The sequence below is a fragment of the Stenotrophomonas sp. 71799_Sma genome, from assembly GCF_056482505.1.
The window spans coordinates 3,723,614-3,750,528 of the sequence record NZ_CM151202.1 but is presented as its reverse complement, the minus strand read 5'-3'; the positions used below and the strand labels follow the sequence as shown (position 1 = coordinate 3,750,528).

Genomic DNA, 26,915 nt, shown 5'->3' with positions numbered 1-26,915 from the left:
CTTTCCAGCATCGCCGGCGCGGGCCGGCCCTGATGACCGATGAGGTTTCGCAATGCGGATGGACAAGCTCACCTCGCGTTTCCAGCAGGCGCTGGCAGACGCACAGTCGCTGGCCGTTGGCCGCGACAACAGCATCATCGAACCGGTTCACCTGTTCAGCGCGCTGCTGGACCAGCAGGGCGGCAGCACGCGCCCGCTGCTGGCCCAGGCCGGGGTGAACGTGCCGGTGCTGCGCGAGCGCCTGACCGAGGCGCTGGATGCACTGCCGAAGGTGTCCGGCCAGGCCGGCAACGTCTCGATGGGCAATGACCTGGGGCGCCTGCTGAACCAGACCGACAAGCTGGCCCAGCAGAACGGCGATGCCTTCATTGCCAGCGAGTGGTTCGTGCTGGCGGCGCTGGACGACGGCGGCACGCTGGGCATGGCGCTGCGCGCCGCCGGTGCCGACAAGACCCGCCTGCAGGCTGCGATCGACAAGCTGCGTGGTGGCGAGAACGTGCAGTCGGAGAACGCCGAGGAACAGCGGCAGGCGCTGGAGAAGTACACCATCGACCTGACCGCGCGCGCCGAGAGCGGCAAGCTCGATCCGGTGATCGGCCGTGACGAGGAAATCCGCCGCACGATCCAGGTGCTGCAGCGCCGGACCAAGAACAACCCGGTGCTGATCGGCGAGCCTGGCGTTGGCAAGACCGCGATCGTCGAAGGCCTGGCCCAGCGCATCATCAACGACGAAGTGCCCGAGGGCCTGCGCGGCAAGCGTGTGCTGTCGCTGGACATGGGCGCGCTGATTGCCGGTGCCAAGTTCCGCGGTGAGTTCGAAGAGCGGTTGAAGGGCGTGCTCAACGACCTGGCCAAGAGCGAAGGGCAGATCATCCTGTTCATCGATGAGCTGCACACCATGGTCGGCGCCGGCAAGGCCGACGGCGCGATGGATGCCGGCAACATGCTGAAGCCGGCGTTGGCACGCGGCGAGCTGCACTGCGTGGGCGCCACCACGCTGGATGAGTACCGCAAGTACATCGAAAAGGACGCCGCGCTGGAGCGCCGCTTCCAGAAGGTCTTCGTGGGCGAACCGTCGGTGGAAGACACCATCGCGATCCTGCGCGGCCTGAAGGAAAAGTACGCGCTGCACCATGGCGTGGAGATCACCGACCCGGCCATCGTCGCCGCCGCCACGCTGTCCAACCGCTACATCACCGATCGCCAGCTGCCGGACAAGGCCATCGACCTGATGGACGAGGCCGCTTCGCGCCTGCGCATGGAGATCGACTCCAAGCCGGAGGAGCTGGACCGCCTGGAACGCCGGGTGATCCAGCTGAAGATCCAGCGCGAGATGCTGAAGAAGGAAAAGGACGAAGCCTCGCGGCAGCGCCTGGCCGATCTGGAGAACGACATCGATGCGCTGGAGCGTGAGTTCTCCGACCTCAATGAAATCTGGAAGTCGGAGAAGGCAGCGCTGCAGGGTGCGACCAAGATCAAGGAGCAGGTCGAGCAGGCCAAGCTGGAGCTGGAAGCCGCGCAGCGCCGCCAGGATTTCGCCAAGATGAGCGAGATCCAGTACGGCCTGCTGCCGCAGCTGGAAAAGCAGCTGGCCGCCGCGCAGGAAGCCGAACACAGGGACTTCAAGCTGGTGCAGGACCGGGTTACCGACGAGGAGATCGCCGAGGTCGTGTCGCGCTGGACCGGCATTCCGGTCAACAAGATGCTCGAAGGTGAGCGCGACAAGCTGCTGCGGATGGAAGAGGTGCTGCACAACCGCGTGGTCGGCCAGGAGGAAGCGATCAAGGTCGTCTCCGATGCCGTGCGCCGTTCGCGCGCGGGCCTGTCCGATCCGAATCGTCCGGCCGGTTCGTTCCTGTTCCTCGGCCCGACCGGTGTCGGCAAGACCGAGCTGTGCAAGTCGCTTGCCGAATTCCTGTTCGACAGTGCCGACGCGATGATCCGCATCGACATGAGCGAGTTCATGGAGAAGCACAGCGTCGCCCGCCTGATCGGTGCGCCCCCGGGCTACGTCGGTTACGAAGAGGGTGGCTACCTGACCGAGGCCGTGCGTCGCCGTCCGTATTCGTTGATCCTGCTGGACGAAGTGGAGAAGGCGCATCCGGATGTGTTCAACATCCTGCTGCAGGTGCTGGACGATGGCCGCCTGACCGATGGCCAGGGCCGCACCGTGGACTTCCGCAACACCGTCATCGTGATGACCTCGAACCTGGGTTCGCACCAGATCCAGGACATGAGCAGCGATGACAGCCCGGAGGCCTATACGCAGATGAAGGCGGCGGTGATGGGCGTGGTGCAGGCGCACTTCCGCCCGGAGTTCATCAACCGCCTGGACGACATCGTGGTGTTCCACCCGCTGGACAAGCAGCAGATCAAGCAGATCGCGCGCATCCAGATGCGTGGGCTGGAAAAGCGCCTGGCCGAACGTGGTTTGAAGCTGCTGGTGTCCGATGCAGCGTTCGACCTGCTTGGCAACGTTGGTTTCGATCCGGTGTACGGCGCACGTCCGTTGAAGCGTGCGATCCAGGCGCAGCTGGAGAACCCGCTGGCGCAGAAGATCCTGTCCGGCGCCTTCGTCAACGGCGACACCATCGAAGTCGGCAACGACGGCGGCCACCTGGTGTTCGCCAAGGCGTGAGTCCATCGGGGCGCTGCCTGACCGCAGCGCCCCGTTTCCTGCGGAGTACGCCGGGCCATGCCCGGCGCTCACTCAGAAGCGGTGCGTATAGCCGCTCATCAAGCCGAACTGGTTCGCCTTCTGCACGATCGGGCTGTCGGCCGCATCGCCGAGCAGGCGCGTGCCTTCGGCCGAGATGTACCAGTTGCCATTGCGGCCCACGCGGTGGCTCCATTTCAGGCCAAGACCGGCGCTGACCAGCCCAGCCTTCGGCGTGTGCTGGGCAAAGCCGGTGCGCGCCGCCTGTTCCGGGCTGACGCCGTACCAGGTCTGCATGTAACCGCGATTGCCGTAGTCGGTGGAAACACTGCCGCTGACCACGCCACCGGCCAGGTCGAACAGCGGCATGCTCAGATTCAGATGGATCTGCTGGGTAGCCAGGCCGTTCTCGGCCTTGTCCTCGTCCTTGCGGGTGAACTGCCAGGAGCCGCTCAGCACGGCTTCGCCCAGCGTATAACCAGCCGAGACACCGACCAGGGGACGGGTATCGATATCACCCATGCCGCGCAGGAAGTCCGAACCGCCGAGCAGGGAGTCCTTGTCGCGGCGGATGCCGCTGGCGCCGACGTAGGCACGCATACGGGTGTGCTCGCCAATGGACGTGCCCCAACCGATGCCACTGGTGCCCAGAAACCAGCCCCCCGGCGAGGTGACATCGAACGACAGCGACGGCGTCGCGCGGTATTCCTCGCTGCCGCTGTAGCGCGGCGTCACGCCACCACCAGCGGCGAGCTCGAAGGTCCAGTGGTCATCCTTGGCGTGGGCGATCGGCGCGGCGAACAGCGGCAGCAGGGCCAGGCAGAGCAGGGTGGGGGAACGGCGAAGCTGGGACATGGAATCTCTCGACAATGGGAGGAAAGCAGCGCGCGCATCCGGCGAGTGCTGCAGGGTCGCCAGCGTGGCGATATGCCGGCGACCGATCCCTCCGCAGTTGTGCGGGAGTTGTAATCAACTGTAATGGCGCCCGTGGGCGTTCAGCTGGCAGCCAGCGGCCAGTGCATTTCCAGACGCGCGCCACCCAGCGTGGCGCGGCTGATGCGCAGCTCGCCACCGTGGCGGGCTGCAATGCGGTTGACGATGGCCAGGCCCAGCCCGAAGCCGCCGGTATCGCGGCTGCGGCTGTCATCCAGGCGGGTGAACGGGCGCATTACTTTTTCGTGGTCGGCCTCGGCGATGCCCGGGCCGTCGTCATCCACGCGCAGGCACGCGCGGCCGCCGAAACTGACCAGCGACACTTCCACCTGCGAACGCGCGTGGCGCAGCGCATTGCCCACCAGATTGCTCAGCGCCAGCTGCAGCAGCCGCGGTTCGGCATCCACCCGCGGCAACGCACTGGGCTGCACGCGCAGGACCACGCCGGCTCGTTCGGCATCACGGCGTGCATCGGCCAGGCAGGCCTGCAGCCAGTCGTTGGCTTCAATGCGCTGCATCGGCTCGCCTTCGCCGGGATGCTCCAGACGCTCATAGGCCAGCAGTTCGCTGACCAGCCGGTTGAGTTCGGCCAGGTCGCCGTGCAGCCCCTGTGCCAGCCGTGTACGGCGTTCGTGATCGTCGCTGTCCTGCATCAGGTCCAGGCCGAAGGCCACGCGCGCGATGGGCGTGCGCAGTTCGTGCGATATGGCATGGGTGAGGTCGCGCTGGCGCTGCACCAGCTCGGCCACGCGCGCGGCCATGCGGTTGGAATGGTCGACGATGACGCGGATCTGCGAGCGTGGCGAAACCTGCGCGCGCGCCTGCAGATCGCCGGCGCCGATGCGGTCTGCATGCACGCGCAGCGCGTCCAGGTCGCGCCAGAGCAGGCGCACCCAGGCGTACAGGCTGGCGCCCACCAGCAGCAGGATGCTGAGGTAGGCGGCGATGGTCATGTACGTCGTCATCTGCACCGCGCCAGGCAGGCGCAGGTGCAGCCAGCGGCCATCGCTGCCCTCGATGGGCAGCAGGACCTGCTGGTATTGATCGCGCACGATGAAACCATCGGCCTTCACGGCCACCTGTTCCTGCGCGTCGAGTGCGGGAGGTTTGTCGAGCAGGGTCAGGGCGATGCCGTAGTGTGGCTGCCACTGCTGCAGGCGCTCACGCTGCTGGTCGGCATCCAGGCCGGCCAGGCCACTGCGCAGGGCGTACACCTGACCACGCACCTGCTGGACGAAGACGCGATCCTGCACGGGCGTGTAGATGCCGTCCAGGATGTGGTTGAGGAAGAACACCGAGGCCAGGAAGCAGGCGCCGGTGACGAACCACAGCCACAGGAACAGCCGCTTCATTCCGACCAGGCCGCAGGATTGAACTGGTAGCCGCGCCCCCACACGGTCTTGATCCGCCGGGGTTCGCGCGCATCGTCGCCGAGCTTGCGGCGCAGCTTGCCGATGCAGACGTCAACGCTGCGGTCCAGGCCGTCGAAGCCGATGCCGCGCACCGCCTGCAGGATCTGGTCACGCGACAGGATCTGCCCCGGCTGGCTGGCCAGCAGCCACAGGATCTCGAACTCGGTGGTGCCCACATCCACCGCCGCACCGTGCAGATGCACTTCACGCTGCATGCGATCGATCAGCAGTTGCCCATGCATCAGCCGGCTGGGCGTGCCGGTGTTGCCGCTGCCATGGCGGCGGCGCAGCAGGGCGCGCAGGCGGGCCAGCAGCAGGCGTGGTTCGATCGGCTTGTGCACATAGTCGTCGGCGCCCGATTCCAGGCCGAGCACCTGTTCGATGTCGTCCTCGCAGGCGGTCAGCATCAGGATCGGCACATCGGAGAAGCTGCGGATCTGCCGGCATACATCGATGCCGCCAAGGCCGGGCAGCATCAGGTCCAGCACCACCAGTTCCGGCGCGTGCTGGCGGCAGGCCGCACCGGCGAGGTCGCCACGGGCCACATGCTGCACGGCGAAGCCATGTTCGTGCAGGTAGTCGCTGACCAGTTCGGCCAGGCGGCGGTCGTCCTCCACCAGCAGCACCGGGGTCGGCGAGCCGCTGGCGGCGGGTGTCCAGGGGGATGACTGCATGCGCTTGGGCCTCCGTGCCCGGGCAGGAGCGCCCGGCGGCGAAGCCTAGCAACGGCCCATGACGGCTGCCTGAATCGCGGCCAACCTGATAACCGGTGGTACTGGCGTCATCGCCAGCAGCTTTCAGCGCGTGGTTCTGGCTGGCCTATGGTGGCGGTTTCCCCGGATGGAGCCTGGCGCAATGAGCGACCCGCAGTGGCAACTGGAAACCCTGGCCGTGCATGGCGGCTACCGTCCCGACCCGACCACCCGCGCGGTGGCGGTGCCGATCTACCAGACGGTGGCGTATGCCTTCGATGACACCCAGCACGGCGCCGATCTGTTCGACCTGAAGGTGCCCGGCAACATCTACACCCGCATCATGAACCCCACCACCGACGTGCTGGAACAGCGCCTGGCCGCACTGGAGGGTGGCATCGGCGCGCTGGCACTGGCCTCGGGGCAGGCGGCGATCACCTATGCCATCCAGACCATTGCCGAGGCCGGTGACAACATCGTGGCCTCCAGTGCGCTGTATGGCGGCAGCCTCAACCTGCTGGCGCACACGCTGCCGCAGTACGGCATCCAGGCGCGCTTCGCCGACCCGGCCGATCCGTCCGCCTTCGCCGCGCTGATCGACGAACGCACCAAGGCGGTGTTCGTCGAATCGATCGGCAACCCGCGTGGCAACGTCACCGACATCGCGGCGATTGCCGAGGTCGCGCATGCCGCCGGCGTGCCGCTGATCGTCGACAACACCGTGGCCACGCCGTTCCTGCTGCGCCCGTTCGAGCACGGCGCCGATATCGTGGTGCATTCGCTGACCAAGTACCTCGGCGGCCACGGCAACAGCCTCGGCGGCGCGATCGTCGATTCCGGCCGCTTCGACTGGGCTGCACAACCCCAGCGCTTCGCACGGCTCAACCAGCCCGACCCCAGCTATCACGGCGTGGTCTATACCGAAGCGCTGGGGCCGGCGGCCTACATCGGCCGCGCGCGGGTGGTGCCGCTGCGCAATACCGGCGCGGCGCTGTCGCCGTTCAATGCGTTCCTGATCCTGCAGGGCATTGAAACCCTGGCGCTGCGCATGGAGCGCATCAACGCCAACGCGCTGGCTGTCGCGCAGTTTCTGAAGTCACACGCAAAGGTGGCCTGGGTGCGCTACGCCGGGCTGGCCGACGACCCCGAGCACGCCGCCGCGCAGCGCTACCTGGGCGGGCACGGCTCGGGCGTACTGACCTTCGGCCTGCCGGGCGGCCGTGAAGCCGGCGCACGTTTCCTCGATGCGCTGAAGCTGTTCACCCGCCTGGTCAACCTGGGCGACGCGAAGTCACTGGCCACCCATCCCGCCTCGACTACCCATCGCCAGCTGGACGCCGCCGAACTGGCCAAGGCCGGTGTCAGCGAAGACACCGTGCGGCTGTCGATCGGCATCGAGCATATCGGCGACCTGCGTGCCGACCTGGAGCAGGCCCTGGCTGGCGCCTGATAGCCGCACGCTTGGTCGTCATCGCCACAGGCGATCACCACCGGCACCGCGATGCGCTACGGTGGAACTGCCTCTCCAAGGCATGGCAACGTGGCGATCCAGATCCCCGGTCGATGCGGGTCGACCGGGGATTTTTTTGTTTCCGGGGTCAGATGCACCGCCGTGTCGACCAAGGTCGACACCTACCAACAGCCGCAGGAAATTGTCGAAGGCAGGGTGGGCCCGGTTGCAGGGGCGTGAGCGCCATGGATGGCGCGACCGAGCCTCCATGGACGGATTCACGGCGTCCCCTGCAACCGGACCCACCCTGCCATCCCACGGAATGCCAGCTTTTGCTTTTGTCGTTGCCGTTGCTTCAGCAGGTGCAGGGCTGCAAGCCCTGCCGCACCCACACTCCTCACACCACCGGAATACTGTGCTGTCCCAGCCCGCGATACGGCGGCGTGGCCATCACCATCTCGGCCAGCGAATAGGCCAGCTCGCGCTCTGCCATCACCGTGCCATCGGCACCGTGTTCCAGCAGATGCTTCACCTCCGCATCGCTGTGCGCACGCGCCAGCAGGGTCAGATCCGGATTGATCGCACGCAGCTTGGCCAGCGCCTCACCGGCTTCCAGCGGCTGAGGAATCGCCAGCACCGCAATCTTCGCGCGTTCCGGATGCGCTTCGGCCAGCACGCGGTCGGCAGCAGCACTACCACGGATCGCCGCCAGGCCCTTGGCGTGCGCCTGTTCGACGTGCTCCTTGTTGTCATCGATCACCAGCACCGGCACGCCGCGATCGCGCAACACCTGCGCCAGCTCGCTGCCGACCCGGCCGTAACCAATGACGATGGCATGGTCATGCAGGTCACGCGAGGGACCGGTGGCCTCTTCCGGCTCGGCGGCCTGGGGCGACTGCTCCTGCTTGGCCTGCCAACGGTCAAGCAGCCCGAACACCAGCGGGTTGAGCATGATCGACACCAGCGCACCGGCCAGCACCAGCGACTGGCCTTCCTTCGGCAGGATCTGCAGCGCGACGCCGAGGCCGGCGATGATGAAGGCGAACTCGCCGATCTGCGCCAGGCTGGCCGAGATGGTCAGCGCGGTGCTGGTCGGGTGGCCGAACGCACGCACGATGAAGAACGCGGCGGCCGACTTGCCGAACATGATGATCAGCACCGTGGCCAGCACCTGCCACGGGTGCTGCACGATGATGTTGGGGTCGAACAGCATGCCGACCGAGACGAAGAACAGCACCGCGAACGCATCGCGCAGCGGCAGCGAATCATGCGCGGCCTTGTGGCTCAGCTCCGATTCGTTGAGCAGCATGCCGGCGAAGAACGCGCCCAGCGCGAACGAGACGCCGAACAGCATCGCCGAGCCGAACGCCACGCCCAGCGCGATCGCCAGCACGGACAGGGTGAACAGCTCACGCGAACCGGTACCGGCGATGCGTTCCAGGATCCACGGGATGACCCGGCGCCCGACCACCAGCATCACCGCCACGAACAGGCCCAGCTGCACGAAGGTCCAGCCGATGTCGGCCAGCACGCTGCCCAGCGAGTGCGATTCCTTGGCCGCGTCGGGGCCGAACACGCCGGCCATCACCGGCATCATCACCAGTGCCAGCACGCAGGCCAGGTCTTCCACGATCAGCCAGCCGACCGCGATCTTGCCGCGCATGGTTTCCAGCAGGCGGCGTTCCTCCATCGCCCGCAGCAGTACCACGGTACTGGCGGTGGCCAGCGAGAAACCGAAGATGACGCCATGCAGGGCTGGCCAGCCCATCAGCGAGGCCACGCCCCAGCCGAGCAGGGTAGCGACCGCGATCTGGCCGATGGCACCGGGGATGGCGATGGCCTTGACCGCCATCAGGTCCTTCAGCGAGAAGTGCAGGCCGACGCCGAACATCAGCAGCATCACGCCCAGCTCGGCCAGCTGGTTGGCCAGCGCCTGGTCGGCGACGAAGCCGGGGGTGAACGGGCCTACGCAGATGCCAGCAACCAGGTAACCGACCAAGGGAGACAAGCGGAGCTTGTTGGCCAGCGCGCCGAAGATGAAGGCGAGCCCGAGGCCAACGGCAACGATGTTGATCAGGTCGGTGTCATGGTGCATCGGCACTCGCAGAAAAACGGGGGTATCCCGATTTTCACCGATGACGCCAGATACGGCAAACCTTAAATGCGAATGGGGTCAGATCCCTCTCCCGCAGGAAAAGGGATCTGACCCCACCGGGGAGTTGCCGGCCAGCGGCCGGCACTACCGCTTACCAGGTGTACTTGACCCGGCCGTACACGTACGCGCCGTTGAAGCCGAACGGCGAGTAGTTGCTGTACGGCAGCATGCCGAAGGTGGAGTTCTGCAGGTCTTCGGTGCGGTCCGGGTACTTGTCCAGCAGGTTGTCGGCGCCCACGGTCAGGGTCCAGTTGCTGCTCGGCTTGTAGCTGGCCGAGGCATCCACCACCCAGGCGTCGCCATAGGTCTGGTCGCGCAGTGCGGTGGCCGAGTTGCGCACGGTGAATTTGCCGTAGCGGGTCGCGGCCAGGCCCAGTTCCCAGCGGTCCGAACGCCAGGTGCCGCTCAGGATCGCCTTGTCGCGCGGATAGCTGTCCTCGATGCGGCCGATCTCATCGCGGCCGATCAGCGACTGGGTCAGGCCCAGCGTGCCGAACACTGCCGGGGTGCCGCCGACGCGGCGCACTTCGGTGTCGTTGTAGCTGTACGCGGCGGTCAGTTCCAGGCTGCTGGCGCTGAAGGGCACCGTGTAGCTGGACACGAAATCGACACCACGGGTGCGCGTATCCAGGCCGTTGGTGAAGTACGAGAACGCGGTCACCTGCGGCAGGCCCAGCGTGCCCAGCAGCGCGCTGGTGGCGGTGTTGGTGGTGATGCTGGACGACAATGCGATGCGGTCATCGATGTCGATCTGGTAGGCGTCGACGGTGATGTACAGGCGGTCGACCGGCTGCAGCACCAGGCCCAGGCTGTAGGAGGTGGAGGTCTCGGCCTTCAGCGGCGAGGCGCCCAGCGCCTGCGCAGCCGGGCTGGTGGTGGGGAAGGTGCCGCGCTCGACGAACACACCGTTGAGGAACTGGCTGGTGACCGCCTGGTAGCCCTGCTGCGCCAGCGACGGCGCACGGAAGCCGCTGGACGCGGTGGCCCGCAGCGCGACCTTGTCGGTGAACGCGTAGCGCGCCGACAGCTTGCCGGAGAAGCGGTCGCCGAAGTCCGAGTAATCCTCGTAGCGGCCGGTGATGCCGGCCGAGAACTTCTCGGTCAGGTCCGCTTCCAGGCCCGCATAGACCGCGTAGTTGTGGCGGTCGGCATGCACTTCATTGGTCGGGGTGAAGCCACCGAAGCCCTGCGCGCCGCTGCCGGTGTACGAGTTCAGCTCGCCCGGCTTCTGGTCCCACTTTTCCTTGCGGTACTCACCGCCGAAGGACAGCGTGACCGGGTAGGCCAGGCCCCAGTCCAGCGACTTGGTCAGGTCGGCATTGAAGATGTCCTGCTGGTACTTCAGCGTGCCGTCGTAGAACGAGCGCGGGCTGGTTGCGCCGAGGCTGTAGTTGATGCTGTTGCGGGTGTGGAAGTCGAGGGTGTTCTCGCCGTGGTTCAGGCTCAGGTCCCAGGTCCAGCCGTTGTCGGTGTTGCCCTTGACCCCGGCCACCAGCGAGCGGTCCTTGGAGTACTGGTTGATCTCCGGCACGAAGCCGTCCGGGTAGGTCTGCGCCAGCAGCGCGCTCTGCCCACTGTGGTTGCGCGAGCGGTAGAACGCGAACGAGGTGATGTCGCGGTTGCTGAGCAGCGCGCTGGCGTAGCCGGTCACGCGGTCGCTGAAATCGAAACTGGCGTTGACCGAAGCCGCAGTCGCATCCACGCGCGGGTCGCCGACGATGAAGGTCTTCTGGCCGATGCTCGGGAAGTTGCCGGTGTTCGGGGTGGTGCCGCGGTACGGGCCGGCGCGGTTGCTTTCGTCCTGCTGGCTGATCTGGCCGGCCACGTGCACGCGGCCACGGCCGTTGCCGAACTCGACGCCGGTATCGCCGGAGAGCTGGTACTTGTTGCCGTCACCGGCCGAGTACTGGCCGTAGTCCAGCGCCAGGCTGCCGCCACTGCCGCTGCCCTTGAGCACGATGTTGATGACGCCGGCGATGGCGTCCGAGCCGTACTGCGCCGACGCACCGTCGCGCAGCACTTCCACGCGCTCGATGGCGGCGATCGGGATCGCATTGATGTCCACTGCCGACGAACCACGGCCGATGCTGCCGTTGACGTTGATCATCGCCGAGGTGTGGCGGCGCTTGCCGTCGACCAGCACCAGCACCTGGTCCGGTGACAGGCCGCGCAGCTGCGCCGGGCGCACGCCGCTGGTGCCATCGGTCAGCGCCGGGCGCGGGAAGTTCAGCGAGGGCAGGGCGCGCGACAGGGCGGTGGCCAGCTCGCTGGTGCCGGTGGACTGCAGGGCTTCGGGGGTGATGATGTCGATCGGCGACTGCGATTCGGCCACCGTGCGGTCGGCCACGCGGGTGCCGGTGACGATCACCGTGTCCAGGGTGTTGGCGGCGGTGCCGGCCTGCTGGGCAGCGGCAACGAACGGAGAGCCACCGAGTGCGACAGCGACGGCGGCGGCGATCAGGCTGGTCTTGCGGGTCATCGGGACGGAGCTCCGGTTGGCGGGGGCGGCACCGGAATCGACATCACGGGGGTGAGGCGGACGGCGGTTGTTGCGGTGCGCAAAGCAGGAATTAACGGGATATTCAGTGCGTGTCAAATGCCAGTCATCGGAAAAAACGTTGCAGCAGCAACCATTTAGCCCGGATCGGCACTGGCGGGGGAGGGAGCCCGGGACGCGCGCGGCAAGGACGTGGGAGAGAGGAACGCCGGCCGCCGCGCATCCCGGGACGCGTCAAGTATTCGTTAACGCTAGAATTGCGTCGCAGGAACAGTGCTCACCAGCACATTCCATCTGGTTATATGGACGCCTCCCCCGATGATTTCCCTTCGTAATTTCGCCTTGCGCCGCGGCGAGCGGCTGCTGTTGTCCAATGTCGACCTGACCCTGCACGCCGGTTACCGGGTGGGTGTGGTCGGCCGCAACGGTGCTGGCAAGTCCAGCCTGTTCGCGGCGGTGAAGGGCGAGCTGGAGGCGGACAAGGGCGATGTCGATCTGCCCGGCAAGGTGCGCATCGCCAGCGTCGCCCAGGAAACCCCGTCGCTGCCCGACCCGGCGCTGAGCTTCGTGCTGGGCGGTGACATCGAGGTGGCCGCAGTGCTGGCCGCCGAGGCCGAGGCGACCGCCCGTGAAGACTGGGAAGCGGTGGCCGAGGCGCACACGAAGATGGCCGAGCTCAATGCCTACGACGCCGAAGCGCGCGCCGGCAAGCTGCTGCACGGCCTCGGTTTCCCGGCAGAGACCCACCACCGCGCGGTGTCCTCGTTCTCCGGCGGCTGGCGCGTGCGCCTGAACCTGGCCCGCGCGCTGATGATGCCAAGCGACCTGCTGCTGCTGGACGAACCGACCAACCACCTGGATCTGGACGCGGTGTACTGGCTGGAGCAGTGGCTGCTGAAGTATCCGGGCACCCTGCTGCTGATCTCGCATGACCGCGAGTTCCTCGACAACGTGGCCACCCACACCCTGCACCTGCACGGTGGCGGCGCCAAGCTCTATCCGGGCGGCTACACCGACTTCGAGCGCCAGCGCGCCGAACAGCTGCGCCAGCAGCAGATCGCGCACGAGAAGGAACAGGCCGAGCGTGCCCACCTGCAGAGCTTCATCGACCGCTTCAAGGCGCAGGCCAGCAAGGCCGCGCAGGCGCAGAGCCGCATGAAGCGCCTGGCCAAGCTGGCCGGCACCGAAGCGGTGCGTGCCGAGCGCGAGTTCCGCATCGAGTTCGCGCCGCCGGCCAAGCTGCCGTTCTCGCTGATCCGCCTGAACCACGTCGAGGCCGGCTACGGCAAGGACGCGGTGATCCTGCACAACGTCGGCTTCGGCCTGGAAGCGGGCCAGCGCATCGGCCTGCTCGGCCCCAACGGTGCCGGTAAGACCACGCTGGTGAAGACTCTGGTGGGTGAACTGGCACCGATCGTCGGCGAGCGCATGGCGCACCCGGACCTGAAGATCGGCTACTTCGCCCAGCACACGGTGGAGTCGCTGCACGAAGGCCAGTCGCCGATGGAGCATTTCCGCGAGATCGCGCCGGACGCACCGAACCAGTCGTTCCGCGATTTCCTTGGCAAGTGGAACTTCCCGGGCGACCGCGCGTTCGAGCCGGTCGATGGTTTCTCCGGCGGCGAGCGCGCGCGCCTGGCGCTGGCGCTGATCGCCTGGCAGCAGCCGAACGTGCTGCTGCTGGACGAACCGACCAACCACCTTGACCTGGAAATGCGCGAAGCGCTGGCCGAAGCACTGGCCACCTTCGAAGGCGCGATCGTGATGGTCTCGCATGACCGCCATCTGATCGGCCTGGTCTGCGATACCTACTGGCGCGTGGCCGATGGCGTGGTCGAGCCGTTCGACGGCGACCTCGACGCCTACGCGGCCTGGCTGCGCACCCGTCCGCAGGCGCAGGGCACCAAGGCGCGCATGGAACAGGTGGAAGAGCCGGTGGTGGTCAAGACCGCGCCGGTGGCTCAGGTGGTGCAGAAGAAGCCGGTGAACCCGCACAAGCTGGCCGCCGCCGAAGCCAAGGTGGCCGAACTGGAAAGCGCCCTGGCCGAGCTGGACCGCCAGCTGGCCGACCCGGCCAACTACGCCGATGCCACCCGCATGGCGGTGATCGGCCGTGACCGCGAAACCGCTGCCGCCCAGCTGGAAAAAGCCGAAGCCGCGTGGATGGAACTGCTGGAGTCCTGATCACGCAAAAAAGGGGACGGAGGGGATTAAGTCGTTTGTGGCACAAACGACTTAATCCCCTCCGTCCCCTTTTTCATCCCTGTGCCTGCAGCCATTCGCGGAACCGCTTCGCCGGCTCACGCTCGGCACGCGAGCGCAGTCGCGTGAGCCAGTAGCGCCCCAGCTCCAGCGTGGTGCTGAATGGCTGCAGCAGGCGACCCTCGGCCAGTTCCTGCTCGAACATGCGCAGCGGCAGCAGCGCCACGCCGGCACCACCCACCGCGGCCATCGCCACCGTCAACGACGAATCAAACACCGGCCCGCGGGCTTCCACGCCACTCACTCCTGCCGCCTGCAGCCAGCGCGGCCATTCGTCGCTGCGGTAGGAGCGCAGCAGGGGCAGGGTGCCCAGGTCGCGTGGCTGTTTGAGCCGCCGCGCCAATGCTGGTGCGCACAGCGGTGCAAACGGCGCGTCGAGGATCACTGTGCAGGCCTGGCCCTGCCAGTCGCCATCACCGAAGCGGATCGCCAGGTCCAGGCCCTCGCCGGCCAGATCGATGCGGTTGTTGTGGGTCTGCAGTCGCAGCTCGATGTCCGGGTGCGCGGCCTCGAACGCAGCCAGCCGTGGCAGCAGCCAACCGGTGGCGAAGGTGCCGACCACGCCCAGCGTCAGTACTTCACGGGCCGGGCCACCGGTGTAGCGCGCGATGCTGGCCGAGATGCGCTCGAACGATTCGTTGAGCACCGGATACAGCGCCGCGCCCTCCTCGGTGAGCGCCACGCCGCGCGGCAGGCGATGGAACAGACGGATGCCGAGCCGGTCCTCCAGCCCGCGGATCTGGTGGCTCAGCGCGGCCTGGCTGACGCACAGCTCCAGCGCGGCACGGGTGAAGTTCTGGTGGCGTGCGGCCGCCTCGAAGGCACGCAGGGCGTTCAGCGGCAGGGTAGGGTGCAGCATCGGAGTAGTCGTGAGCCAGGATGATGGCTGATCCTACCTGCCTCGCGCCCAGTTCAGGAGAATTAAGGGGTTGATTGCGACAGCCATTAATCCAGCTAATGCCTCCCGCTGATTTTTCGCGCTGGTCGCCTGCGTGCGAGGCTTCAATAATCGAACGGTCCCCCAGGAGAACCCCGCATGCTCGCCCGTCGCCGATTCCTGCAGTTCAGTGGTGCCGCCGTGGCTTCCTCGCTTGCCCTGCCGTTGCTGGCCCGTGCGGCGGGCAAGACCGCCGCCAGTGCACCGACCGATGCCGCCCTCACCGCCGCCACCGACTTCGCCGCACTGGAAAAGGCCTGTGCCGGCCGCCTCGGCGTGACCCTGCTTGATACCGCCAGCGGCCGCCGCATCGGTCATCGCCAGGACGAGCGTTTCCCGATGTGCAGCACGTTCAAGAGCGTGCTGGCCGCCACCGTACTCAGCCAGGCTGAGCGCACCCTCTGGGCTGCTGGACACGCGCGTGCCGGTGCGCGATGCCGATCTTCTCTCGCACGCGCCGGTCACCCGTCGCCACGCCGGCAAGGACATGACCGTGCGCGATCTGTGCCGTGCCACGATCATCACCAGCGACAACACTGCAGCCAACCTGCTGTTCGGCGTGGTCGGTGGCCCGCCCGCGGTGACTGCGTTCCTGCGCGCGAGCGGTGATGCGGTGAGCCGCAGTGATCGCCTGGAGCCGGAGCTGAACAGCTTTGCCAAGGGCGATCCGCGCGACACCACCACGCCGGCGGCGATGGCTGCGACCCTGCAGCGCGTGGTGCTGGGCGAGGTGCTGCAGCCGGCGTCGCGGCAGCAGCTGGCCGATTGGCTGATCGACAACGAAACCGGCGACGCCTGCCTGCGCGCGGGCCTGGGCAAGCGCTGGCGCGTCGGTGACAAGACCGGCAGCAACGGCGAGGACGCGCGCAACGACATCGCCGTGTTGTGGCCGCTGGCCGGCGGCACGCCCTGGGTGCTGACCGCCTACCTGCAGGCGGGTGCGATCAGCAACGAACAGCGTGCCACGGTGCTGGCGCAGGTTGGCCGCATCGCCGATCGCCTGATCGGTTGAGGTAACCGGGGTCATTCAGAAGTGGCTTGCCGGATCGGTTCGGCGCGCGCATCCTGCGCGCGTTCGAATCACACGGAAGTCCCCCATGAGCCATGAACTGATCTACCTGCTGCTGATCTTTGCGCTGCTGGTGATCCCGCGCGCGCTGCAGCGTTTCAGCCTGCCCGCGCCGCTGACCTGCCTGCTGTTCGGCATCATCGGCATGCTCTGGCTGGGCGACCAGGCGCACGACGCAGTGATCGGTCTGTTGGCCACACTGGGCATTTCCTCGCTGTTCCTGTTCGCCGGCCTGGAAGTGGATCTGCAGGCGCTGCGCCGTGGCATGTGGCCGCTGCTTGCGCATCTGGTGATCCGTACCGGCACGCTGTTCGGTGTGGGCTGGCTGGCCTGGCGCTACGCGGGGCTGCCGTGGCAGGCCGCCGGCCTGCTGGCGCTGGCGCTGCTGACCCCCTCCACCGGTTTCATCATGGATTCGCTGACGCGGCTTGGCCTGAGCGAGGACGAGCGGTTCTGGGTGACCAGCAAGGCCATTGCCGGTGAACTGCTGGCGCTGGCCGCGTTGTTCATCGTGCTGCAGGCCGGCGACCCGGGGCACATGGCGCTGTCCAGCCTGGCCCTGCTGGCGATGATGGTCGGCCTGCCGCTGCTGTTCATCGCGCTGGGCCGCTGGGTGGCGCCGCACGCGCCGGGTTCGGAGTTCTCGCTGCTGGTCATGGTCGGCATGGTCGCGGCGTACATCACCTATCTGCTGGGTGTGTATTACCTGGTCGGTGCCTTCATCGCCGGCCTGGTCGCGCGCCTGCTGCACCAGCGCATGCCGCTGCTGGCCTCGCACGAGAACCTGCATGCGCTGCGCCTGTTCGCCTCGTTCTTCGTGCCGTTCTATTTCTTCAACGCCGGCACCAAGGTGCCCAGCGAAGCACTCAGTTTCGAGGCGCTGGGGCTGGGCATCGTGATCACCCTGGTGGTGCTGCCGCTGCGCATCGGCGTGGTCTGGCTGCAGCGCCGGGTGATGTTCGGCGAGAGCTTCCGCAGCAGCCTGAGGGTCTCGCTGGCGCTGGCCCCGACCCTCATCTTCACCCTGGTGCTGGCGGCGATCATGCGCGAGCGCTTCCAGATTCCGGCGGTGCTGTTCGGCGCGCTGCTGCTGTATGCCGCACTGACCACGCTGTTGCCGTCGCTGGTGTTCCGCACGCCGTTCGATGTCGATCCGGTTGAACAGGAACCTGCGGGTGAAGGCGAAGCCGCGCCGGTGGCGGCCACCGAAACCCTGCCAGCGGCATCTGCAGTCGATCGCTGAGCGGATGCTGCGCGTGCGGTTTGCGCACTTCGGCCATGGCCGTTAGGGTTGGGGCATGAAACTGCCTGCCGTTGTCACCGCTTCCGCCCTCCTGCTCAGCCTTGCTGCGTGTTCGCAGCGCTCCGATACGGTCGCCCATGATCTGGCGACCGCACCGGCCGATGCCTTCATGGCCGCCATCGCCGCGCATTGCGGCCAGGCTTACGCCGGCAAGGTGGTGGAGGACACGCCGGCACCAACCGGCAAGGATCCGTTCGCCGGGCAGCGCCTGGTCATGCATGTGCGCGGCTGTGCCGATCCGGCACACGAGCTGCGCATCCCGTTCCATGTCGGCGATGACCACTCGCGGACCTGGGTGCTGACCCGTACGGAAACCGGCCTGCGCCTGAAGCACGACCATCGCCACGAAGACGGCAGCCCCGACGCGATCACCCTCTACGGTGGCGACAGCACGCCGCCGGGCACCGCCGAGCGCCAGCAGTTCCCCGCCGACGCCGATTCGGTGGCGATGTTCCGCCGCGCCGACATGCTGGCATCCACGCACAACACCTGGGCGATGGAGATTGATCCCGACCAGACCTTTGTCTACGAGCTGACCCGCCCGGAGGGCCGCCGCTTCCGCGTGCAGTTCGACCTGAGCAAGCCGGTTGCCCTGCCGCCTGCACCGTGGGGCGACGATAAAGCGTCCGCCCCGTGATCCCAGGGTCGGATCCCTCCTGCGGAGGGCCTCGACCCCAGAAAGGCCCTCAGTAGATCCACGCCATGCGTGGATGCGGGATACCGGACCGGGGTCAGAGCCCTGGCCGTCGGCCAGGAATCCGACCGTGTACTTACCGCGTACCGAAACGCGCGCGGCAGCCGTTGCTCACCCACACCTGGCCACGTGAGTAGCCCCAGCTGCGGCCTTCCTGGCAGGCACTGCCGGACAGCTGCTGCTGCAGCACCGGGCGGCCCTGACGCTCATCCCAGTCGCAGGTCTGCGAGCGGTTGTTGTTGCTGCTGCAGGTAACCGAGTAATTGCTGTTGCCGCCGCCCCAGCCACCGCCACCACCGCCCCAGCCGCGGGCTTCGGCGAATTCGGCACGGCAGCCGCCACTGACCCAGACCGCGCCGTTGCGCACGCCCCAGGTACGCCCTTCGTTGCAGGGGCTGCCGGACAGCTGGCGGACCAGGCGGGCATTGCGCCAGCCGACCGGGCAGCTGCGCTCGCGGTTGTTCTGGCTCTCGCAGCGGATGGTCTCGCCAGGCCGGCCGTTGTTGCCGCCCCAGCCACCGCCACCGCCATTGCCATTGCCGCCGCCCCAGCCGCCGCGGGCCTCGACGAATTCGGCGCGGCAACCGCTGGTGACCCAGATGCTGCCGTTACGGCTGCCCCAGGTGCGTCCTTCATCGCAGTCCGAGCCGGACAGCTGGCGCACCAGCTGCGCATTGCGCCAGCCGGTGTTGCAGACCCGTTCGCGGTTGTTCTGGCTTTCGCAGCGGACCACGCCGCTCTGCGCATGCGCGGAAGGGGCGGGCAGGGCAAGGGTGCCGGCGGCACCCAGGCTGAGGGTTACGGCCAGGCTGGCCAGGGACAGCGGTTTCATGGCGGCATCCCATACGGTGGCAGGTGCCCGACTATAGGGAGGGGGGCGATCAAGCCGGTGTGACTGGCCGGATTTGCCCCGGCCGGGGCCTCGGCCGCAGAATACGAGGCTTTCCGGCCCCCATCCGGTGCCGGCGTTCTCCAGCGGAGCTTCCCCCCCATGCGTACCCACTTCTGCGGCCTGGTCGATGAGACCCTGATTGGCCAGACTGTCACCCTCGCCGGCTGGACCGACGTGGCCCGTAACCAGGGCGGCGTCTGCTTCATCGATCTTCGAGATCATGAAGGCATCGTGCAGGTGACCGTGGAAGTCGACAACGCCGACGTGTTCGCCGTGGCCGCGTCGCTGGGCTACGAGGACGTGCTGCAGGTGGAAGGCGTGGTGCGTGCCCGCCACGCGGTGAACGACAAGATGCGCACCGGCAAGGTGGAAGTGATCGCCACCGCCATCACCGTGCTGAACAAGGCCGCGCCGCTGCCGTTCCACGCCCACGAGAATCCGGGCGAGGAAACCCGCCTGAAGTACCGCTACCTGGATCTGCGCCGCCCGGAAATGCAGCGCATGCAGCGCACCCGCATCAAGCTGGTGCAGGCCCTGCGCCGCCATCTGGACGAAAAGGGCTTCCAGGACATCGAGACCCCGATCCTGACCAAGGCCACCCCGGAAGGCGCGCGCGACTTCCTGGTGCCGGCGCGCATGCATCCGGGCGAGTTCTACGCCCTGCCGCAGAGCCCGCAGCTGTTCAAGCAGATCCTGATGGTGGCCGGCTTCGACCGCTACTACCAGATCGCGCGCTGCTTCCGCGACGAGGCCCTGCGTGCCGACCGCCAGCTGGAATTCACCCAGCTGGACATGGAATTCGCCTTCGTCCGCGAGCGCGACGTGCAGGACTTCGTCGAGGACATGATCCGCGCCATCTTCAAGGAAGTGGTCGACGTCCAGCTGGATGCCAGCTTCCCGCGCATGACCTGGGCCGAGGCAATGCGTCGCTACGGCTCGGACAAGCCGGACCTGCGCATCGCGCTGGAGCTGGTCGACGTGGCCGAGCTGGTCAAGGACAGCGAGTTCGCCGTGTTCACCGGCCCGGCCAATGACGCCGAAGGCCGCGTCGCCGCGCTGCGCATCCCGGGCGGTGCAGCGCTCAGCCGCAAGCAGATCGACGAATACGCCGCGCATGCCGCCAAGTACGGCGCCAAGGGCCTGGCCTACATCAAGATCGCCGACAACGGCGAAGTCAGCTCGCCGATCCAGAAGTTCTTCAGCGAGGAATCCTTCGCCGCGCTGGTCGCCCATGTCGGCGCCGGTAACGGTGACATCGTGTTCTTCGGCGCCGGTGGCTACAACAAGGTCTCCGACTTCATGGGCGCGCTGCGCCTGAAGGCCGGCAAGGACTTCGGCCTGGTCGCCGACGGCTGGGCACCGCTGTGGGTCACCGACTTCCCGATGTTCGAGTGGGACGAGGAAGAACAGCGCTACGTTGCCCTGCATCACCCCTTCACCGCACCGGCTGTGGACGACATCGCCGACCTGCGCGCCAATGCCCGTACCGCCGTTTCGCGCGGTTACGACATGGTGCTCAACGGCAATGAAATCGGCGGCGGTTCGATCCGTATCCATCGTCCGGACATGCAGAGCGCGGTGTTCGAACTGCTCGGCATCGGTGCCGAAGAGGCCCGCGCCAAGTTCGGCTTCCTGCTCGACGCGCTGAACTACGGCGCGCCGCCGCACGGTGGCATCGCCTTCGGTATCGACCGCATCGCCGCGCTGATGGCCGGCACCGAGTCGATCCGCGACGTCATCCCGTTCCCGAAGACCACCGGTGCACAGGATCTGATGACCGACGCGCCGTCGCCGATCGTCGACGCGCAGCTGGCCGAAGTGCACATCCAGGTTCGCCCCAAGACCAACTGATCAGGAGATCCAGGCAATGACCGAGTTTGCGTTTTCGCTGGAGTGGGAAAAGCTGGGCAATGAAGGCTCCGAGGCCACCCTGGTCACCGAGCGTGCGCGCGTGTTCGGTGGTTGGCTGGTTCGCGTCGGAACCAACCCGGCGGCGATGGCCCTGACCTTCGTCGCCGACGGCGAAGGCCGTTGGGACGGTGAAGACTTCGGCGTCGAGGATTACGAGGACGACGAAGAGGAAGAGTACGACGAGGACGAGGAAGGCGAAGAAGAGGGCGAGGACGAAGAGGAGTACGAGGAAGAGGACGAGGAAGAGGACGAGGAAGAAGAAGCGGAATCGCCTGAAAAGGCTTGACCCGCGCTTCGCCCTGACGTCAACTTCCTGCATGTATTCGATCCGCCGCGCCACCGTGGACGACGCGCCGATCCTGTCGGCGCTGGCTGCCCGCACGTTCACCGAAACCTTCGGTCATCTGTATCCGCCGCAGGACCTGCAGGCCTTCCTCGAGGAGGCCTACACGGTCGAGCGCCAGCGCGTGATCCTGGCCCACCCGGATTACGCGGTGTGGCTGCTGGAGCTGGACGGGGAGGCGGTCGGCCATGCCGCCGCCGGCCCCTGTGGCCTGCCGCACCCGGACGTGAAGCCCGGTGACGGCGAACTCAAGCGCCTGTACCTGATCAAGACGCAGCAGAGCTGCGGCTGGGGTAGCCGCCTGCTGGAAACCGCGCTGGCCTGGCTGGAGCACGAAGGCCCGCGCACGCTGTGGCTGGGCGTGTGGTCGGAGAACTTCGGCGCACAGCGTTTCTACGCCCGCTATGGATTCGAGAAGGCCGGCGAGTACCTGTTCCCGGTCGGTGATACCCAGGACCTCGAGTTCATCCTGCGCCGCGCATCGCGCGCGACCTGACGTTCACCGCCGCTTGCTGCGCGCGCGTGTTCAATCACCGTACGTTTCCGCCCCGCTGACCGCCAGGCTGTTTGCATGACTCCCCCCGTATTGCTGCTGCATGGCATCTGGAATGCCCGTGCCTGGGTCGGGCCGCTGGCCTGGCGCCTGCGCGCGCGTGGTTTCCAGGTGCACGCGTTCGGTTACTCCTCGGTGTTCGGTGGCCCCGACGTGGCCGTGCCGCAGCTGCTGGAGCGGCTGGCCGATGCCGGCCCGTTGTCGCTGGTCGGCCACAGCCTGGGGGGATTGCTGGCGCTGGAGGCCTTGCGCCGCCAGCCGCAGCTTGACGTGCAGCGCGTGGTCTGCCTGGGCTCGCCGCTGCGCGGCAGTGGCACTGCGCGTTCGCTGTCCGAGCACGGCTGGGGCCTGGCGTTGGGGCGCAGCAGCGATCTGCTGCTCGATGGCCTGCCGGACTGGCAGGGCAGGGCCGAGGTTGGCCTGATCGCCGGTTCGGTGCCGCACGGGCTGGGCAGCCTGCTGGGCGCCATCGACGATGCCTCCGACGGTACCGTGGCCCTGGCCGAGACACGCCTGCCGGGCCTGGCCGACCATTGCGTGGTGCGCACCAGCCACAGTGGCCTGGTGGTATCGCCCGATGCCGCGCGGCAGACCGCGCATTTCCTGCGCCACGGCCAGTTCGATCACAGCCGCGACGCCGCCGCTGCGTAAGGCGGTTCGCCGGGCAGGGCGGTGCACTCTCGGTAGCGCCGGGCCATGCCCGGCGGCAGTAGATCCACGCCATGCGTGGATGGCGCCTTCCCGATATCCCTTCGGCCCTAGACACGGTTGCCGCCCCCGATCAGGTAGAATCCGCGCCTTGATCCTGAAGCAGCCAGACGGTAGCACCCATGGGTAGAGGCCCCTCCATCGAAGCCCGCAAGAACGCGTCCGACGCGAAGCGCGGCAAGATTTTCACCAAGATCATCCGCGAGATCGGCGTTGCCGCGCGCGGCGGTGGAGGCGACCCCAACAACAATCCGCGCCTGCGCGTGGCCGTGGACAAGGGCCTGGCCGTGAACATGTCCAAGGACGTGATCGAGCGCGCCATCAAGAAGGCTACCGGTGAACTGGAAGGCGTCGATTACGAGGAAATCCGCTACGAGGGCTACGCCCCGGGTGGCGTGGCCGTGATCGTCGACTGCCTGACCGACAACCGCGTGCGCACGGTGGCCGATGTCCGCCATGCGTTCAGCAAGTGCGGCGGCAACATGGGCACCGAAGGCTCGGTCGCCTTCATGTTCAAGCGCCTGGGCGTGCTCAGCTTCGCCCCGGGTGCCGACGAGGAAGCCATCACCGAAGCGGCCATCGAGGCCGGCGCCGATGACATCGTGGTCTACCCGGACGACGGCTCGATCGACGTGGTCACCAGCCCTGACGCGTTCAACGCGGTCAAGGATGCGATGGCCGCCGCTGGCCATGTCGCCGACCACGCCGAAATCACCTTCCGCGCGGACAACGACATCAAGGTCGAGGGCGAGGTTGCCCTGCAGGTCAAGAAGCTGCTGGACATGCTTGAAGACCTGGACGACGTGCAGGACGTGTACTCCAACGCCGAACTCGGCGCCGACGCCTACGCCTGAGCCGTCCTTGACGGCCTGGGCGCGGGCCGTTGAACGGTCACCGCGGACAGTCATGAGCCCATACGCCTGCCAGCGCCTCCCGTTCCGCCCCGCCAGGAGTGCAGCATGACCCGCATCCTCGGCATCGACCCCGGTTCGCAGCGGACCGGGGTCGGCATCATCGATGTCGACGCCACCGGCCGCGTCAGCCACGTGCACCACCAGCCGCTGGTGCTGCTCGGCGCCGACGATTTCCCGCAGCGCATGAAGCTGCTGGTGCTGGGCCTGGCTGACCTGTGCCGCGAGTACCAGCCGCAGGAAGTGGCCATCGAACGCGTGTTCATGGCCCGCAACCCCGATTCGGCGCTGAAGCTGGGCCAGGCCCGTGGCGCGGCCATTTCCGCCGTGGTGCTGCGTGACCTGCCGGTGCACGAATACGCCGCCAGCGAGATCAAGCTGGCGGTGGTCGGGCGCGGTGGCGCCGAAAAGCAACAGGTTCAACACATGGTCGGGCTCATGCTCAACCTGAAAACCAAGCTGCAGGCCGACGCGGCCGACGCGTTGGCAGTGGCGATCACCCATGCCCACGTAAGGGCAACGGCCAACCGCCTGGGGCTCAGTGCCCGCCAGGCGTGGGGCCGCAAATGAGGAGCTGCACGCAATGATCGGTCGACTGCGCGGCATCGTCGCCTACAAGGCGCCGCCGTGGCTGGTGGTGGACGTGAACGGAGTGGGCTACGAACTGGAGGCGCCGATGAGCACCTTCTACGACCTGCCCGAGCTCGGCCGCGAGGTCACCCTGTACACCCATTACTCGCAGAAGGAAGACAGCGTCTCGCTGTACGGCTTCCTGCGCGAAGGTGAGCGGCGCCTGTTCCGCGACGTGCAGAAGGTCAGTGGCATCGGCGCGAAGATCGCGCTGGCCGTGCTGTCCGGCGTCACCGTCGAGGAATTCGCGCGCATGGTCCAGGCCGGTGACATCACCGCGCTGACCCGCATTCCGGGCATCGGCAAGAAGACCGCCGAGCGCATGGTGCTGGAGCTGCGTGACCGCGCGGCGCAGTTCGGTGCCGGCGGCGCGCTGCCCACCGGCAGCGGCCCGGCCCCGGCCGATCCGCTGTCCGATGCCACCGTGGCCCTGCAGCAGCTGGGCTACAAGCCGGCCGAAGCGGCGCGCATGGCCCGCGATGCCTTCAATGAAGGTGACGAAGTGGCCACCGTGATCCGCAAGGCGCTGCAGTCGGCACTGCGCTGACCCGCCTTCCTTTCCCCCAACCCACCGCCTGAGCCTCGCCAGGAGTCCCATGTCCAGCAGTCAAACCCCGCACGCGGCCGCCCCAGGCGGTCATGGTCACGCCCCTCCAGCCGGAGGCCTGGCGCTGATCATCGGTGCGATCGGCGTGGTCTTCGGCGATATCGGTACCAGCCCGCTGTACACCCTGAAGGAGGCGTTCTCGCCGCACTACGGGCTCAACAGTGACCACGACACCGTGCTGGGCGTGCTGTCGCTGGCGTTCTGGGCGCTGAACATCGTGGTCACGCTGAAGTACGTGACCATCATCATGCGCGCCGACAACGACGGCGAGGGCGGCATCATGGCGCTGATGGCGCTGACCCAGCGCACGCTGCGCAACGGGTCGCGCTCGGCCTATGTGGTCGGCATCCTCGGCATCTTCGGTGCCTCGCTGTTCTTCGGCGATGGCGTGATCACCCCCGCGATATCGGTGCTGGGTGCGGTGGAAGGCCTGGAAGTTGCCGCGCCAGGACTGCACGCCTTCATCGTACCGATCACCGTGGTGGTACTGCTGGCGGTGTTCGCGGTACAGCGCTTCGGCACCGCGAAGATCGGCAAGCTGTTCGGGCCGATCACCTCGATCTGGTTCATTTCGCTGGCGGCGATCGGCATCTACAACATCGTCGATGCACCGGAAGTGCTGAAGGCGTTCAACCCGTGGTGGGCAATCCGCTTCTTCATGGAGCATGGCTGGCACAGCATCTTCATCCTCGGTGCGGTGGTGCTGGCAGTGACCGGCGGTGAGGCGCTGTACGCCGACATGGGCCACTTCGGTGCCAAGCCGATCCGCCACGCCTGGTACTTCTTCGTGCTGCCGTGCCTGGTGCTGAACTACCTGGGGCAGGGTGCGCTGGTGCTCAACCACCCCGAGGCGGTGAAAAATCCGTTCTTCGAAGCGGTGCCGTCGTGGGCGCTGTATCCGATGATCATCCTGGCCACCATGGCCGCGGTGATTGCCTCGCAGTCGGTCATCACCGGCGCGTTCTCGGTATCGCGCCAGGCCATGCAGCTGGGCTACATCCCGCGCATGCGGATCAAGCACACCTCGCACGACACCATCGGCCAGATCTACATCCCGGGTATCAACTGGGGCATCGCGGTGATGGTGATCGGCCTGGTGCTGGCCTTCCGCAGCTCCTCCAACCTGGCGGTGGCCTACGGCATCTCGGTGTCGGCCACCATGCTGATCGACACCCTGCTGCTGGCCCTGGTGGCGCGCTCGCTGTGGCCGAAGGCGCGCAAGTGGATCCTGCCGCTGTGTGTGGTGTTCTTCGTCATCGACCTCGGCTTCGTCATCGCCAACGGCGCCAAGCTGCTGCAGGGCGCCTGGTTCCCGGTGGTGCTGGGCATCTTCCTGTTCACCATGATGCGCACCTGGCGCCGTGGCCGCGAGCTGCTGCGCGATGAGATCCGCAAGGACGGCATCCGCCTGGATACCTTCCTGCCAGGCCTGATGCTGGCGCCGCCGGTACGCGTGCCGGGCACCGCGGTATTCCTCACCGCCGACCCGACCGTGGCTCCGCATGCGCTGATGCACAATCTCAAGCACAACAAGGTGCTGCACGAGCGCAACGTGTTCCTGCACGTGGAAACCCTGCCCATTCCCTATGCGATGGAAGGGCAGCGGCTGAAGATCGAATCGGTGGGCGACGAGTTCTACCGCGTCTACGTGCGCTTCGGTTTCATGGAGACCCCGGACGTGCCGCTGGCGCTGATGCGCTCGTGCGACCACGGCGGCATCTACTTCGACCCGATGGACACCACCTTCTTCGCCAGCCGCGAAACCATCGTCGCCACCGCCAACCGCGGCATGCCGATCTGGCGCGACAAGCTGTTCGCCCTGATGCACAGGAACGCCGCTCCGGCCACGGGGTTCTTCCGGATTCCGGGCAACAGATTGGTGGAACTGGGCGCGCAGGTGGAGATTTAATCTCCACCTGCGCTACGTCCCACGATTTGCTGCGCAAACCGTGGGTCCCGCGCGCATTCCACCTTATCCCCGCGCCTGTCGGCGCGCCCCCTTGAACAACAAGGGGGCTCCACTTGCGGAGATGCCGCGCGCTTGAAGCTTGGCCCACTCTGCTCTCCAGTTTCCTCCACGCCTGGATCTACCGTGCCGACCAACGGTCGGCACCCACTAAAGCAGAACGCCGTTCCGACAGGCCGCAGGAAACTGTCGAAGGCGGGGTGGGTCCGGTTGCGGGGGCGTGAGCCGCATGGATGCGGCGACCGAGCTTACATGGACGTACTTGCAGCGTCCCCCGCAAGCGGACCCACCCCGCCATTCCCCAGGAACTCAGCTTTGGCTGTTGCTCCGGCCG

At 67.1% G+C, this 26,915-nt stretch carries 20 protein-coding genes and 1 pseudogene; 14 read left to right on the top strand and 7 right to left on the bottom strand.

Features of this window, described 5'->3' with window-relative positions; translation table 11 throughout:
• Nucleotides 1–52: 52 nt before the first annotated feature.
• Nucleotides 53–2,638: an ATP-dependent chaperone ClpB gene (clpB, locus tag ACZK4Z_RS17400; RefSeq protein WP_478450954.1), complete on the top strand. Its 2,586-nt coding sequence runs from the start codon at nt 53–55 to the stop codon at nt 2,636–2,638.
• A gap of 72 nt (nt 2,639–2,710) precedes the next feature.
• On the opposite strand, the gene ACZK4Z_RS17395 is transcribed toward clpB, so the two are convergent.
• The 3 genes from ACZK4Z_RS17395 to ACZK4Z_RS17385 form a co-directional block, all read right to left on the bottom strand.
• Nucleotides 2,711–3,511 (bottom strand): MipA/OmpV family protein, encoded by an 801-nt coding sequence (locus ACZK4Z_RS17395; RefSeq protein ID WP_253145662.1) that lies wholly within the window; start codon nt 3,509–3,511, stop codon nt 2,711–2,713.
• 140 nt (nt 3,512–3,651) lie between these two features.
• Nucleotides 3,652–4,941, bottom strand: a complete 1,290-nt coding sequence (locus ACZK4Z_RS17390; protein WP_253145660.1) for an ATP-binding protein — start codon at nt 4,939–4,941, stop codon at nt 3,652–3,654.
• Nucleotides 4,938–5,675, bottom strand: a complete 738-nt coding sequence (locus tag ACZK4Z_RS17385; RefSeq protein ID WP_125892767.1) for a winged helix-turn-helix domain-containing protein — start codon at nt 5,673–5,675, stop codon at nt 4,938–4,940. The genes ACZK4Z_RS17390 and ACZK4Z_RS17385 overlap by 4 nt, the downstream gene beginning before the upstream one ends.
• 181 nt (nt 5,676–5,856) lie before the next feature.
• On the opposite strand from ACZK4Z_RS17385, the gene ACZK4Z_RS17380 reads away from it, so the two are divergent.
• A complete protein-coding gene (locus ACZK4Z_RS17380; RefSeq protein WP_032128543.1) occupies nt 5,857–7,143 on the top strand; it encodes an O-acetylhomoserine aminocarboxypropyltransferase/cysteine synthase family protein in 1,287 nt (428 codons plus the stop codon).
• A gap of 397 nt (nt 7,144–7,540) precedes the next feature.
• Here the strand turns inward: ACZK4Z_RS17380 and ybaL are convergent, their stop codons facing one another.
• Nucleotides 7,541–9,238, bottom strand: a complete 1,698-nt coding sequence (ybaL, locus tag ACZK4Z_RS17375) for a YbaL family putative K(+) efflux transporter (protein ID WP_180868515.1) — start codon at nt 9,236–9,238, stop codon at nt 7,541–7,543.
• 151 nt (nt 9,239–9,389) lie between these two features.
• Complete coding sequence (locus tag ACZK4Z_RS17370; RefSeq protein WP_478450953.1) at nt 9,390–11,777, bottom strand: TonB-dependent receptor plug domain-containing protein; 2,388 nt, start codon at nt 11,775–11,777, stop codon at nt 9,390–9,392.
• 336 nt (nt 11,778–12,113) lie between these two features.
• On the opposite strand from ACZK4Z_RS17370, the gene ACZK4Z_RS17365 reads away from it, so the two are divergent.
• On the top strand, nt 12,114–13,979 hold the full coding sequence (locus ACZK4Z_RS17365) for an ABC-F family ATP-binding cassette domain-containing protein (RefSeq protein ID WP_049400785.1): 1,866 nt from the start codon (nt 12,114–12,116) through the stop codon (nt 13,977–13,979).
• Nucleotides 13,980–14,052: 73 nt separating this feature from the next.
• On the opposite strand, the gene ampR is transcribed toward ACZK4Z_RS17365, so the two are convergent.
• Nucleotides 14,053–14,916, bottom strand: coding sequence for a LysR family transcriptional regulator AmpR (gene ampR, locus ACZK4Z_RS17360; protein WP_478450952.1), 864 nt, complete (start codon nt 14,914–14,916; stop codon nt 14,053–14,055).
• 177 nt (nt 14,917–15,093) lie between these two features.
• On the opposite strand from ampR, the pseudogene blaL2 reads away from it, so the two are divergent.
• The 3 genes and pseudogenes from blaL2 to ACZK4Z_RS17345 all read left to right on the top strand — a co-directional run bounded on the left by blaL2 (nt 15,094) and on the right by ACZK4Z_RS17345 (nt 18,003).
• A pseudogene (blaL2, locus tag ACZK4Z_RS17355) lies at nt 15,094–16,006 on the top strand (L2 family extended-spectrum class A beta-lactamase).
• Nucleotides 16,007–16,091: 85 nt separating this feature from the next.
• On the top strand, nt 16,092–17,306 hold the full coding sequence (locus tag ACZK4Z_RS17350) for a cation:proton antiporter (protein ID WP_293798389.1): 1,215 nt from the start codon (nt 16,092–16,094) through the stop codon (nt 17,304–17,306).
• A 55-nt stretch (nt 17,307–17,361) separates the two neighbouring features.
• Nucleotides 17,362–18,003 (top strand): hypothetical protein, encoded by a 642-nt coding sequence (locus ACZK4Z_RS17345; protein WP_049422905.1) that lies wholly within the window; start codon nt 17,362–17,364, stop codon nt 18,001–18,003.
• A 133-nt stretch (nt 18,004–18,136) separates the two neighbouring features.
• Here the strand turns inward: ACZK4Z_RS17345 and ACZK4Z_RS17340 are convergent, their stop codons facing one another.
• Nucleotides 18,137–18,892 carry a DUF3011 domain-containing protein gene (locus ACZK4Z_RS17340; protein ID WP_478450951.1) on the bottom strand — a complete coding sequence of 252 codons (756 nt, stop codon included), beginning with the start codon at nt 18,890–18,892 and terminating at the stop codon, nt 18,137–18,139.
• A 159-nt stretch (nt 18,893–19,051) separates the two neighbouring features.
• Between ACZK4Z_RS17340 and aspS the strand changes: the two genes are divergently transcribed.
• The 8 genes from aspS (at nt 19,052) to ACZK4Z_RS17300 (ending at nt 26,524) form a co-directional block, all read left to right on the top strand.
• A complete protein-coding gene (gene aspS, locus ACZK4Z_RS17335) occupies nt 19,052–20,803 on the top strand; it encodes an aspartate--tRNA ligase (RefSeq protein ID WP_010481582.1) in 1,752 nt (583 codons plus the stop codon).
• Between the two features lie 16 nt (nt 20,804–20,819).
• Nucleotides 20,820–21,149, top strand: a complete 330-nt coding sequence (locus ACZK4Z_RS17330; protein ID WP_478450950.1) for a DNA primase — start codon at nt 20,820–20,822, stop codon at nt 21,147–21,149.
• A gap of 31 nt (nt 21,150–21,180) precedes the next feature.
• Nucleotides 21,181–21,702 carry an N-acetyltransferase family protein gene (locus ACZK4Z_RS17325; protein ID WP_478450949.1) on the top strand — a complete coding sequence of 174 codons (522 nt, stop codon included), beginning with the start codon at nt 21,181–21,183 and terminating at the stop codon, nt 21,700–21,702.
• 75 nt (nt 21,703–21,777) lie between these two features.
• Nucleotides 21,778–22,410: an esterase/lipase family protein gene (locus ACZK4Z_RS17320; protein ID WP_032128532.1), complete on the top strand. Its 633-nt coding sequence runs from the start codon at nt 21,778–21,780 to the stop codon at nt 22,408–22,410.
• Between the two features lie 179 nt (nt 22,411–22,589).
• Nucleotides 22,590–23,321, top strand: coding sequence for a YebC/PmpR family DNA-binding transcriptional regulator (locus ACZK4Z_RS17315; protein WP_032128531.1), 732 nt, complete (start codon nt 22,590–22,592; stop codon nt 23,319–23,321).
• A 105-nt stretch (nt 23,322–23,426) separates the two neighbouring features.
• Nucleotides 23,427–23,948: a crossover junction endodeoxyribonuclease RuvC gene (gene ruvC, locus ACZK4Z_RS17310; RefSeq protein WP_032128530.1), complete on the top strand. Its 522-nt coding sequence runs from the start codon at nt 23,427–23,429 to the stop codon at nt 23,946–23,948.
• Nucleotides 23,949–23,961: 13 nt separating this feature from the next.
• Nucleotides 23,962–24,555 carry a Holliday junction branch migration protein RuvA gene (gene ruvA / locus ACZK4Z_RS17305; protein ID WP_005410756.1) on the top strand — a complete coding sequence of 198 codons (594 nt, stop codon included), beginning with the start codon at nt 23,962–23,964 and terminating at the stop codon, nt 24,553–24,555.
• Nucleotides 24,556–24,604: 49 nt separating this feature from the next.
• Nucleotides 24,605–26,524 (top strand): potassium transporter Kup, encoded by a 1,920-nt coding sequence (locus ACZK4Z_RS17300; protein ID WP_032128529.1) that lies wholly within the window; start codon nt 24,605–24,607, stop codon nt 26,522–26,524.
• Nucleotides 26,525–26,915 lie beyond the last annotated feature (391 nt).

Coding starts and splice junctions, on each gene's coding strand:
- clpB (WP_478450954.1), top strand. CDS start 53: ATGCGGATGGACAAGCTCACCTCGCGTTTCCAGCAGGCGCTGGCAGAC.
- ACZK4Z_RS17395 (WP_253145662.1), bottom strand. CDS start 3,511: ATGTCCCAGCTTCGCCGTTCCCCCACCCTGCTCTGCCTGGCCCTGCTG.
- ACZK4Z_RS17390 (WP_253145660.1), bottom strand. CDS start 4,941: ATGAAGCGGCTGTTCCTGTGGCTGTGGTTCGTCACCGGCGCCTGCTTC.
- ACZK4Z_RS17385 (WP_125892767.1), bottom strand. CDS start 5,675: ATGCAGTCATCCCCCTGGACACCCGCCGCCAGCGGCTCGCCGACCCCG.
- ACZK4Z_RS17380 (WP_032128543.1), top strand. CDS start 5,857: ATGAGCGACCCGCAGTGGCAACTGGAAACCCTGGCCGTGCATGGCGGC.
- ybaL (WP_180868515.1), bottom strand. CDS start 9,238: ATGCACCATGACACCGACCTGATCAACATCGTTGCCGTTGGCCTCGGG.
- ACZK4Z_RS17370 (WP_478450953.1), bottom strand. CDS start 11,777: ATGACCCGCAAGACCAGCCTGATCGCCGCCGCCGTCGCTGTCGCACTC.
- ACZK4Z_RS17365 (WP_049400785.1), top strand. CDS start 12,114: ATGATTTCCCTTCGTAATTTCGCCTTGCGCCGCGGCGAGCGGCTGCTG.
- ampR (WP_478450952.1), bottom strand. CDS start 14,916: ATGCTGCACCCTACCCTGCCGCTGAACGCCCTGCGTGCCTTCGAGGCG.
- ACZK4Z_RS17350 (WP_293798389.1), top strand. CDS start 16,092: ATGAGCCATGAACTGATCTACCTGCTGCTGATCTTTGCGCTGCTGGTG.
- ACZK4Z_RS17345 (WP_049422905.1), top strand. CDS start 17,362: ATGAAACTGCCTGCCGTTGTCACCGCTTCCGCCCTCCTGCTCAGCCTT.
- ACZK4Z_RS17340 (WP_478450951.1), bottom strand. CDS start 18,892: ATGAAACCGCTGTCCCTGGCCAGCCTGGCCGTAACCCTCAGCCTGGGT.
- aspS (WP_010481582.1), top strand. CDS start 19,052: ATGCGTACCCACTTCTGCGGCCTGGTCGATGAGACCCTGATTGGCCAG.
- ACZK4Z_RS17330 (WP_478450950.1), top strand. CDS start 20,820: ATGACCGAGTTTGCGTTTTCGCTGGAGTGGGAAAAGCTGGGCAATGAA.
- ACZK4Z_RS17325 (WP_478450949.1), top strand. CDS start 21,181: ATGTATTCGATCCGCCGCGCCACCGTGGACGACGCGCCGATCCTGTCG.
- ACZK4Z_RS17320 (WP_032128532.1), top strand. CDS start 21,778: ATGACTCCCCCCGTATTGCTGCTGCATGGCATCTGGAATGCCCGTGCC.
- ACZK4Z_RS17315 (WP_032128531.1), top strand. CDS start 22,590: ATGGGTAGAGGCCCCTCCATCGAAGCCCGCAAGAACGCGTCCGACGCG.
- ruvC (WP_032128530.1), top strand. CDS start 23,427: ATGACCCGCATCCTCGGCATCGACCCCGGTTCGCAGCGGACCGGGGTC.
- ruvA (WP_005410756.1), top strand. CDS start 23,962: ATGATCGGTCGACTGCGCGGCATCGTCGCCTACAAGGCGCCGCCGTGG.
- ACZK4Z_RS17300 (WP_032128529.1), top strand. CDS start 24,605: ATGTCCAGCAGTCAAACCCCGCACGCGGCCGCCCCAGGCGGTCATGGT.